Below are 6,775 nucleotides of genomic sequence, written 5' to 3'. Positions count from 1 at the left end.
CAGCGCGCGCGACACGGTAGAAGAAGCCAAACCTAGCTGCTGAGCCAGCTGCTTCAGGGTAACGGAGGACACGGGAGGAAAAGAAAAGGGTAGGAATGAGCCCTGCAAGCTAAGCAGGAAGCCGAGATAAACTTGTACGCTGCCTAGGTCGGGTAGGAAGAGGTCACCAGCGCGGGACTAGCTTGCTTACCTTAGCCGCAATACTGCGTTAGTTGCAATACACAGGTTCGGTAGAGATATGAAAGGAGTGCTTTTACTGATTCTCGCGTTATGTACGAAGCCAGTATTTGGGCAAAGTATTGTTGGCTTTTGGCAGGCTGATGACACAACCGTAGCTGCCGGATATAAAGCACATTACATATTTAGCGCCAATAAAAAATTCACTTATAATGTGAATGAAGAAGATGGGTTGAGCCGCATTCGAACTATTGGCGGGCGTTATTCCATAAAAGGAACAATGTTGCTATTAACCCCAGAATATACAGTGGAACTAGTAGGTGGCACTCTCGAAAGAAGTCATATTGTAACTGGTCATGATTCATGGTCAATCGAGAATACCCATCAGAAAACTTATAAAATAACCAAACCTGTTGCGCAAGAGACTATTTTTAAATTGATTAAACGAAAAAAAGGCTGGTGTCTATTGCTAGATACCTGGCCATATTACCGAATAAAGGGTACTAAGTAAGTTCAATGTTAAAAACCCGATTTCCGTCCGTTCGCGACTATTTTCCCTTCGAGCCAACCGACGACCAGGCGGCGCTCTTTACCCAGCTCGATGAGTTTTTGCGCGACCCCCTACCGGGCCGCAAAGTGTTTGTGCTGCGCGGCTACGCCGGCACCGGTAAGACTACTGTGGTGAGCGCCTTAGTGCAGTGGCTAGCGCGCTTGCAGCGTAAATACACCTTGATGGCACCCACCGGCCGCGCCGCCAAGGTGATGAGCGCTTATGCCGGCGTGCCCGCCAGCACCATCCACAAGAAGATTTATCGCCAAACCAGCGGCGCGCCCACCGAGCGCCTCAGCTTCCAGCGCCAGCCCAACCGCCAGGAGGAAATGCTCTACATCGTGGACGAGGCGTCCATGATATCGGACGAGAAAGCCTTTGGCGAGAGTGGCTTGCTCGACGACCTGATGGGCTACGTGTTTGAGCGCAGCACCAACCGCCTGCTGCTCATCGGCGACACGGCACAGCTGCCGCCAGTGGGCCAGCTTTTAAGCCCCGCTCTCGACCCCGAGCTGCTCGCGCACCGATTCCGAGCCCGCGTGGAGGGCGTAGAGCTGCGCCAGGTCATGCGCCAGGCCGAGGCTTCGGGCATCTTGGTCAATGCCACCGAGCTGCGCGAAGAATTGCGCGAGGAAGTGCCCGCCATTCATCTGCATACCAAGGGCTTCAAGGATATGTTTAAGATGGGCGGCGACAAGCTGGAAGACGGCTTGCGCTGGGCCTACCGCAATTTTGGGCACGAGAACACCACCATCATTTGCCGCTCGAACCGCAACGCCAACCAGTATAACCAGCTCATTCGGCGCACCTTGTTCGATGCCGAGGAGGAGATTGAGGCCGGCGACTACATCATGGTGGTGCGCAACAACTACTTCTGGCTACCTAAGGACTCAGAAATTGGGTTTCTGGCCAACGGCGACTTCCTGGAAGTCACCAAAATCATTCGCCGCGAGGAGGTATTCGGTTGCCGCTTTGCCCAGGCGCGGGTGCGGCTCGTAGACTACCCCGACGAGCCCGAGCTAGAAGTAAAACTGTTGCTCGATACCCTGCACACCGAAAGCCCCTCGCTGCCCCGCGACCAAAACGAGGCGCTGTACCAGGCCATTGGCGAAGACTACAGCCACCTCACCAAAAAAAGCGAGCGCAACGCCGAGATGCGTAAGGACCCTTACCTCAACGCCTTGCAAATAAAATTTGCTTACGCGCTCACTTGCCATAAGGCGCAGGGCGGCCAGTGGCAGGCAGTATTTGTCGACCACGGCTTTTTGAAGCCCGACGAGCCGGTGGGCGGCGAGTTTGCGCGCTGGCTCTACACGGCCATCACGCGGGCTTCGGAGCGGTTGTTTCTGCTCAATTTTCAGCAGCGCCTCATCGACGAAAGCGAAGTGAGCGAAGACTAGTCCGATTGAAAGACCAGCCCAGTAATTTGCTTATTTCAAGGAATTGAAAAGCCAAGGTTTGGGTTTAGGCGGGGCAGCTTCATGTTGCGGCCACCTAGGCGGGCTAGTTTGGCCTCCGATTTGCCGGGGCCCACTTCGCGTGTAAATTTGTTTATTCCTCCTACTCCCTCTTTTACTACTACTTGCCATGACTAAAATGCTGCTGTTGGCCCTGGGCCTTGCATTTGCCGGAAGCTACACCGCTCAGGCTCAGACTACTGCTACCACTAAAGCGGCCGGCCCCCAGATTAAGTTTGTGGAAGAGAAGTACGACTTCGGCTCCATCAAGCAGGGCGACATCGTAGACCACGTGTTTAAGTTTAAGAACACGGGCACTCAGCCGCTCGTGATTTCGAACGTGCAAGTGAGCTGCGGTTGCACTGTGCCCGACTGGACGAAGGAGCCCATCGCACCCGGCAAAATGGGTATGATTTCGGCCAAATTCAACTCGGCTGGCAAAATGGGCATGCAAACCAAGGTGCTGACCATCGAGTCGAACTCGGCTGCTGGTGCCGCCACCGTATCGCTGGTAGGCGAGGTGAAAGACCCGAGCACTGCCTCGGCTACTGCCGACGTGAACATGACCGACGCTGGTAAGCAAAAGACCAAAGACGGCGACGCTAAGCTCAAAGCCAAAGTAAAAAAGTCGTAGTCAGCTAGCTGATTACTAAATAAAAGAGCGGCCCGGCAACTATTGCCGGGCCGCTCTTTTTGCTACTGAATGCTACTGGCATCGAGTTGCTAACTCAGCCACGCAGCCGCGCGCTACTCAAGACAGTTTTTTAAGTCACGCAGCCGCTGCCTGACGTTACGCTGCAAGTTTTGCTTGATGAACGGTGCCATCAGATTGAACGGAAAGCGCAGGCTAAAAGAGTAAAGAAAAGTTACCTCTGTTGTGCCTTTGGTGAGCTCTTTGAAGTTCCAGGAACCTAGGAAAGAACTAAATAGAAAGGGGCCTTTCGTCATCTTTACCGCAGTTACCTTGGGCCGATTGAAGCTGACGTACTCCGTTTCCATACCTAGGCCGTTCTTAGCCACGCAATACGCCTTCACGCCCAGCGCGGCGCTGTTGGCGCCCTCTATTAGAGCTGCTTTGCGTAAAAAAGTATCCCACACCAGCCGGTTTGCATAGTCCTGGGTAAAGTCAAATATCACTGCTGGCTCAGCCGCAATAGTTACCTTTTCGGAAAACTTAATGGCTTCCATTAGGCGGACTTTTTAGAGCTTGCTTACCAATAGCAACAGCCGCACCCAACCCGCAATCAGCAATAGCCCGCCGATGGGTGCTACTGCCCCGAGCTTGGTAATACCCGTGAAGCACAGCAAGTAGAGCGAGCCACTGAAGAATAGAATGCCGCCCAGCCACAGCGCGGCCGTGGTGCCGATGGGGCCGCGCAACTCGGGCCGCGCCACCGCCAGCACGCCTACTGCCAGCAGGGCCAGGGTATGGTAAAACTGGTAGCGCACCGCAGTTTCGAAGGTGTCGAAGCGGCCGCTGGCTTCGAGCATGGCCCGCAAGCCGTGCGCCCCGAAGGCCCCAATAGCCACAGTAAGGCCGCCGAGTAGGGCGGCTAGTTGAAGGATAAGACGAGTGGACATAGAAAAATGGGAAGTGGTAGCTACTAGAATAGCTAGCCAAGAGCTTTGTTTACAAAATAATTAGCTCACGACTGCGCTACTAAAGCCGGGGCGGTAAATCGGCGGGCGAAAAGTGAAATGGTAGCAAATCGGCTAGCCGCTCGAAGCGCAATACCGTGCCAGCGGGGCCGGGCAGCAGCAGCCAGATGGGGTGGCCTTGGCGCATTTCGGCCTCTAGCATGACCTGGCGGCAGGCCCCGCAGGGCAGGGCCGCGGCAAACTCGCCTTGCGCTGGCCGACCGGCTACCGACATACCCAGGATGCGGGGCGGCGGCCCTAGGTGGCTGCCGGCTAGCCCAAAAAGGGCCGTGCGCTCGGCGCACAGGCCTGAGGGGTAAGCGGCATTTTCCTGGTTAGTGCCTTGGAATACAGTGCCATCGGCTAGTAGCAGGGCGGCCCCCACGTGGAAATGCGAATAAGGCGCGTAGGAGTGAGCCGTGGCGGCGCGGGCCGCGTCCCACACTTGGCGCTCGGGGGCGCTGAGCTGGTCGGGCGTGGCAAGCTCGTGGTAGTGCAAGCTAAGCTGGCGGCGGGTGGAAGAGTCGGGAAGGGCGGCCATGCGCGGAAATGAAAAAATGGGGCGGCAAAGTAAGCCCGAAATGTACTTTTGCTCGGCATGACTCACTCCACCCGCCTCCTGCTGCTCGGGGCTGGCCGCTCGGCCTCCGCTCTTATGCAGTACCTACTGGCCTACGCGCCCGCCTCCAACTGGTTTCTGACCGTGGCCGATGCGCAGCCTGCGCACCTGGTGCCGGTGCTGGCCGCCCACTCGGCCTATACCCGGCCCGTGGCCTTTGAGGGGCACAACGAGAAGCAACTCGACGAGCTGGTGAGCCAGGCCGACCTAGTGATTTCGATGCTGCCCGCCGCCCTGCACCCGGCGGTGGCACGCGCCTGCCTACGCCACCGCCGACACCTAGCCACGGCCAGCTACGTGAGCCCCGAGGTGCGGGCCCTGCACGACGAGGCCGCGGCGGCCGGACTAGTTTTTTTGATGGAGTGCGGCCTCGACCCCGGCCTCGACCATATGTCGGCTATGCAGACTATCACGGAGCTGCAACACGCTAGCGCTCGCATTACGGGTTTTAAGTCGTACTGCGGCGGTCTGGTGGCGCCCGAGTCGGAAGGAGCTAATCCCTGGCGCTACAAGCTCAGCTGGAACCCGCGCAACGTGGTGCTGGCCGGGCAGGGTGGCCCCGCGCAGTATTTAGAAAACGGTGAGGTGCAGAGCATTGCCTATAACGAGCTGTTTGCTCGGGCCGAAGTGCTAGCGGTGCCCGGCCACGGTCACTTCGAGGGCTATGCCAACCGCGATTCGCTTAGCTACCAAGCTATTTATGGGCTGACTAACTTGCAAACCATGCTGCGCGGCACCCTGCGCCGCCCCGGCTACTGCGGGGCCTGGCAGGTGCTAGTGGCCCTAGGTCTCACCAATGATGCTGAGCGCCTGCGCAATGCCGCTACACTGCCTTGGCAAGAATTGGTAGCCAGTCGCTTGCCGCAGCCCGCGGCCCCCGCCGAGGCAGCGACTCAGCTTGCCGCCCAGCTGCACCTCGACCCGCACGGCCCCGAGCTAGAGCGCCTGGCTTGGCTAGGTATCCTAGGTGAGCAGCCAGTGGGCTTGGCCGACGCTACGGCGGCCCAGCTACTCGAGCATTTGTTAGTTGAAAAATGGGCCCTAGGTCCTCATGACCGCGACCAGGTGGTGATGCAGCACCAGTTCGACTACGAGCTTGGGGGCGAGGCACGCCGCCGCACTGCATCGCTGGTGGTCACGGGCACCGATGCCACGCACACCGCTATGGCCCAAACGGTGGGGCTGCCCCTAGGCATGGCCGTGCGCCGTGTGCTGCGCGGCGAGGTAGCCGACCGTGGGGTAGTCATTCCGACCACCCCCGACCTCTACGAGCCTATTTTGGCTGAGCTAGCGGCCGACTACGGCATTGCATTTCAGGAGCAGGATGCGCTCCGCTGACGTGTGGGCGTCGCCCATTGGGGCGTATCTGCGGCTGCGACTACGACTAACGGGCCGGCTGCTGCGCGAGGTGGGAGCGGTGCGCTTGACGTTGCTATTACCTTTTTTATTCATGTCGGTGGGGCAGGCCCTGGCGGTAGCTACGGTGCACCCTAGGGGGCGGTGGGCAGTACCCGTAGTAGTGGCGTGGCTGCTGCTATCGGTGCACCGGCAGCGCAGCGACTACCGCTTTTTGGCTACTACCGCGCCTAGCTTCAGGACCTGGCTAGCTTGGGAATACGCGCTACTGGCGTTGCCAGTAGCCGTCGTGCTCGTGGCTGGGCGTGCCTATGGCCCCGCCGCACTACTGCTAGCGCTAGCCCCACTAGTGGCATGGGCCCCGCCCAGTGGCGAGGACCGCGCCAGTCGGCGCCGCTGGCGCAGCCCGTTTCGCAGCGAGGCGTTTGAGTGGGTAAGTGGCATGCGTGCTACCAAGGGGCTGTGGCTGTGGCCCGTGTTGGTAGGGCTGGCTGGTTGGCAGCGGGCGTCGCCACTGGCTCCGCTAGCGGCGCTGCTCGTTTGGCTGCTGGTGCTGGCTTGCTACGGCACGGCCGAGCCGGTTTCGATGCTGGCGCTAGCGGCTCGCTCGCCGAAGCAGTTTTTGCGGCGGCGCCTGAGGCTAGGGTTGAGCTATGCAGCGGCTTCGGCCGCGCCATTCTGGGCGCTGCTAGTGAGTGGGCCGGCGGGCTGGGGTGGGGCGCTGGCCGTGGCCGTGAGCTGGCTGGCGCTGGTAGCCTTATTTGTGGTGGCGAAGTACGCCTTTTACCCTAACGAAACCCACTTCCGCACCACGCAGGGGCTGGTACTGAGTATCGTCTTACTGCTCCTAGGGCACCCATTATACCCAGTGCTGCTGCTGGTGGCGGCCGTTGGCCTACCCTGGCAAAGCCGGCGACGGCTGCAGCAATTTATTGGTTATAAGTAGGATGAATGATAAGTGATAATGGTGTAACTAGT

At 58.9% G+C, this 6,775-nt stretch carries 8 protein-coding genes; 5 read left to right on the top strand and 3 right to left on the bottom strand.

Features of this window, described 5'->3' with window-relative positions; all coding sequences use genetic code 11:
* The first annotated feature begins 238 nt into the window (after window positions 1-238).
* The 3 genes from FNT36_RS02025 to FNT36_RS02015 all read left to right on the top strand — a co-directional run bounded on the left by FNT36_RS02025 (window position 239) and on the right by FNT36_RS02015 (window position 2,818).
* The gene (locus FNT36_RS02025; protein WP_144843606.1) at window positions 239-688 is read left to right on the top strand and encodes a hypothetical protein; all 450 of its coding nucleotides are present in this window, start codon (window positions 239-241) and stop codon (window positions 686-688) included.
* Window positions 689-693: 5 nt separating this feature from the next.
* Entirely contained in the window at window positions 694-2,127 is a 1,434-nt protein-coding gene (locus tag FNT36_RS02020; RefSeq protein ID WP_144843603.1) for an ATP-dependent DNA helicase, read from the top strand.
* A gap of 187 nt (window positions 2,128-2,314) precedes the next feature.
* Complete coding sequence (locus FNT36_RS02015; RefSeq protein ID WP_144843600.1) at window positions 2,315-2,818, top strand: DUF1573 domain-containing protein; 504 nt, start codon at window positions 2,315-2,317, stop codon at window positions 2,816-2,818.
* Between the two features lie 113 nt (window positions 2,819-2,931).
* On the opposite strand, the gene FNT36_RS02010 is transcribed toward FNT36_RS02015, so the two are convergent.
* The 3 genes from FNT36_RS02010 to FNT36_RS02000 form a co-directional block, all read right to left on the bottom strand.
* On the bottom strand, window positions 2,932-3,372 hold the full coding sequence (locus FNT36_RS02010) for a type II toxin-antitoxin system RatA family toxin (RefSeq protein ID WP_144843598.1): 441 nt from the start codon (window positions 3,370-3,372) through the stop codon (window positions 2,932-2,934).
* A gap of 12 nt (window positions 3,373-3,384) precedes the next feature.
* Window positions 3,385-3,765 (bottom strand): DUF423 domain-containing protein, encoded by a 381-nt coding sequence (locus tag FNT36_RS02005; RefSeq protein WP_144843595.1) that lies wholly within the window; start codon window positions 3,763-3,765, stop codon window positions 3,385-3,387.
* A 79-nt stretch (window positions 3,766-3,844) separates the two neighbouring features.
* Window positions 3,845-4,363: a cytidine deaminase gene (locus tag FNT36_RS02000; RefSeq protein ID WP_144843592.1), complete on the bottom strand. Its 519-nt coding sequence runs from the start codon at window positions 4,361-4,363 to the stop codon at window positions 3,845-3,847.
* Between the two features lie 57 nt (window positions 4,364-4,420).
* Between FNT36_RS02000 and FNT36_RS01995 the strand changes: the two genes are divergently transcribed.
* Together FNT36_RS01995 and FNT36_RS01990 are read left to right on the top strand one after the other, a co-directional pair.
* Window positions 4,421-5,779: a saccharopine dehydrogenase family protein gene (locus tag FNT36_RS01995; protein WP_144843589.1), complete on the top strand. Its 1,359-nt coding sequence runs from the start codon at window positions 4,421-4,423 to the stop codon at window positions 5,777-5,779.
* On the top strand, window positions 5,766-6,743 hold the full coding sequence (locus FNT36_RS01990) for a hypothetical protein (protein WP_144843586.1): 978 nt from the start codon (window positions 5,766-5,768) through the stop codon (window positions 6,741-6,743). The genes FNT36_RS01995 and FNT36_RS01990 overlap by 14 nt, the downstream gene beginning before the upstream one ends.
* Window positions 6,744-6,775 lie beyond the last annotated feature (32 nt).

This window comes from Hymenobacter setariae, from assembly GCF_007713685.1.
In the GTDB taxonomy this organism is placed as follows: Bacteria; Bacteroidota; Bacteroidia; order Cytophagales; family Hymenobacteraceae; genus Hymenobacter; species Hymenobacter setariae.
This window is presented reverse-complemented; position numbering and strand designations above follow the sequence as displayed.

Coding starts and splice junctions, on each gene's coding strand:
- FNT36_RS01995 (WP_144843589.1), top strand. CDS start 4,421: ATGACTCACTCCACCCGCCTCCTGCTGCTCGGGGCTGGCCGCTCGGCC.
- FNT36_RS02025 (WP_144843606.1), top strand. CDS start 239: ATGAAAGGAGTGCTTTTACTGATTCTCGCGTTATGTACGAAGCCAGTA.
- FNT36_RS02000 (WP_144843592.1), bottom strand. CDS start 4,363: ATGGCCGCCCTTCCCGACTCTTCCACCCGCCGCCAGCTTAGCTTGCAC.
- FNT36_RS02010 (WP_144843598.1), bottom strand. CDS start 3,372: ATGGAAGCCATTAAGTTTTCCGAAAAGGTAACTATTGCGGCTGAGCCA.
- FNT36_RS02015 (WP_144843600.1), top strand. CDS start 2,315: ATGACTAAAATGCTGCTGTTGGCCCTGGGCCTTGCATTTGCCGGAAGC.
- FNT36_RS02005 (WP_144843595.1), bottom strand. CDS start 3,765: ATGTCCACTCGTCTTATCCTTCAACTAGCCGCCCTACTCGGCGGCCTT.
- FNT36_RS01990 (WP_144843586.1), top strand. CDS start 5,766: ATGCGCTCCGCTGACGTGTGGGCGTCGCCCATTGGGGCGTATCTGCGG.
- FNT36_RS02020 (WP_144843603.1), top strand. CDS start 694: ATGTTAAAAACCCGATTTCCGTCCGTTCGCGACTATTTTCCCTTCGAG.